Source organism: Massilia phosphatilytica (genome assembly GCF_977014125.1).
Genome location: NZ_CDRNIL010000031.1, coordinates 1 through 2,268, shown reverse-complemented (window position 1 = coordinate 2,268; position 2,268 = coordinate 1). Strand labels below are relative to the sequence as shown.

Annotated in this window: 3 protein-coding genes; all 3 read right to left on the bottom strand. The window is 69.8% G+C overall.

The genetic code is table 11. The annotated features are described in order from the left end of the window. On the bottom strand, positions 1 to 695 hold a 695-nt coding region (locus tag ACWNCF_RS01290; RefSeq protein WP_449405733.1), incomplete at its 3' end, for a hypothetical protein. Next, positions 679 to 1,794, bottom strand: coding sequence for a DUF3500 domain-containing protein (locus ACWNCF_RS01285; RefSeq protein ID WP_449405732.1), 1,116 nt, complete (start codon positions 1,792 to 1,794; stop codon positions 679 to 681). The genes ACWNCF_RS01290 and ACWNCF_RS01285, both read right to left, overlap by 17 nt. After that, entirely contained in the window at positions 1,719 to 2,240 is a 522-nt protein-coding gene (locus ACWNCF_RS01280; RefSeq protein WP_449405731.1) for an immunoglobulin domain-containing protein, read from the bottom strand. The genes ACWNCF_RS01285 and ACWNCF_RS01280 overlap by 76 nt, the downstream gene beginning before the upstream one ends. Positions 2,241 to 2,268: the final 28 nt, after the last annotated feature.

Sequence of the window (2,268 nt, the reverse complement as noted above, 5' to 3'; positions counted from 1 at the left end):
TGTCCTGTACTTCGTTCGTTACGTATTGCTAAGGTTAAAACGGAGGAGTTAAGTTGGATGATCCAGGCACCTCGGCAGGTGGTCCGGCACCCTCCGCGATGTGGCGTCATGCCGAGCTTGAACAGGTCGCCGCATCCCGTCCACCAGTGCGGCGCGGCGTCACGGATCGCCACCACGTTCTGGCCATAATGCAGCGACCCGAGCATGCGCGGTACCGCACCGGTGCCGTCCTTTAACGCGACCAGCGTGATGTGGTTCGGTACCTGGTGGCTGATGACGTCGATCCCGAGGTCGAGCGTGCCCAGCGGCGCGCCCGCCGGCGGACGCAGGACGACGTCCGCGACGATGTCGGCCGGCCTGCGCTCCAGCTCCCAGCGCACGCGCGTCACCTTGACGGTCCAGGCGCGTCCATCCGGCGCGACGGGACGGACGTGGGCCGCGACATAGGCCGCGACCCGGGCATCGCTCGCCATGGACCAGCGGCCCGACGCATCGAGCAACGGCACCGGAAACGCGAGCTTCAGCTCGTCGACGGGCAGGGTGACCTCGGCGTGAAGGCGATCGCCACCGACCGACAGAAACACCTGCGATGAGGGCGACGGGTGCGCGCCGGCCGGGGCGCCGGCCAGGAACAGCGCGCCGGCGAGCAGAAATGCGGCGAACGGCAGGCGCATGCGCTCAGAAACTCCCGCCATAATCCGCCGTCTTGTCGCGCCAGATGGTGTGGTAGTGGACGTTGGTGCCGTACAGGACGCCCTGCTGCACGACGAATTCGATCCACACGCGCGGGCCGTCGATGCGGATGTACGAATGCTGGGCGTCGAGCGGGACGGTGGCCGCGTTGGGGGAGGCGCCGAAGTCAGCCTTGCCGCCCTGTCCGACGCCGTACGCGACATACGTGTCCTTCAGCGCGTCGTCGCTCAGGTAGGCCGCGCGCAGTTCGCCCGCCACGTCGCTGGCCTGGTTGTCGACCCACGCCGCAATCGCCGCGCGGACGTAGGCCTGCTGCGCCGCATTCATCGCACCGTACTGCAGCCCGCGCCCGCTCGTCGGATAGGCGAGCGATTTAAAATTGCCGTCGGTGTTGCCGGACGCGCCCATGATGACGTCCGTGAACGTGCCGGACAGCCGCGCGGCGGCCGCGCTGGCGCTGTCGGCCTGGATCGCCTCGGCCAGGTCATACACGGCCTTGCGTTGCGCTTCCATCGGCGCGTGCTGGATGCCGGGCGCGGTGGCGGCCGCCGTCACCGTCACGCCGCCGTTCGCGTCGACGGTCCAGTTGGGCGGCTCGACGCCGAGGAAGTTCGGCGTGGCGCTCGCCTTGCCGGTGTTGTACGTGATGTTGTAGGCAAGGTGGTGGCCGACCAGCTGCAGCATCCATGGCGACGTCTTCGACGGCGTGCCGATGAAGGCTATCGAGTACTGGCCGCTGCCGTAGCCGCCCACGATGCCGCCGGCGCCGCCCGTGGGTGGCGTACCCGTGTTCACGCCGGCAGGGAGCGTGCCCGTCGGCGGCGCGGCGCCACCGGCCGCCGGGTCGGTGCCCGCCGGCGGTGCGCCCGCGCCGGGGCCCGTGGCCGTGCCGCTGGTCTGGGCGTTCGCCAGCACGTCGTCGGCCGTGCGCAGTTCGTTCATCAGGGCGATGCCCGTTGCGCTCAGCGCCTGCGCGATGAGCGCGTTCGCGGCGGCCAGTTGGGCGCTCGTCAGCGTCGTGGCGTTCAGGCGCAGGCCATGGCGGGCGCCGGGGAGGTTCGTCCACTGGATCGCGTTGTCCAGCGTGCGCTCGAACAGCACGGTGGTCGTCGGATGCAGTCGACGTGGCGACCGTCTTCTGGTCGGTCGACAGGGTCGCCAGGAAGGCGTTCGCTGCGTTCACCACGGCCGCCGTGTTGCTGCCGGCGGCAAGGATGTTGACGGCGAGCGTCGCGCCCGCGCTGGTCACGCTGCCGGCCGTGTTCTTCACGGTGACGGTATAGGTGCCCGGCGTCGTTCGCGGCCGCGACGGGGATCGTGTAGCGCGCGCCGGTGGCCCCGGCGATCGCGGTGCCGTTGCGGTACCACTGGTAAGCCACGCTGGTCCCGCTGGCGCCGACGACGAACGTGGCGCGCGTGCCCGAATTGACGGTCAGCGTGGCGGGTTGGCTGGTGATCGCGGGCGCGGCCAGCGTGACGCTCACCGCGATCGTGGCCGAGCTGCTCGACACGCTGCCCGCCGCATTCGTTGGTGCTGGATCATCCAACTAACTCCTCCGTTTAACCTGGATGCGT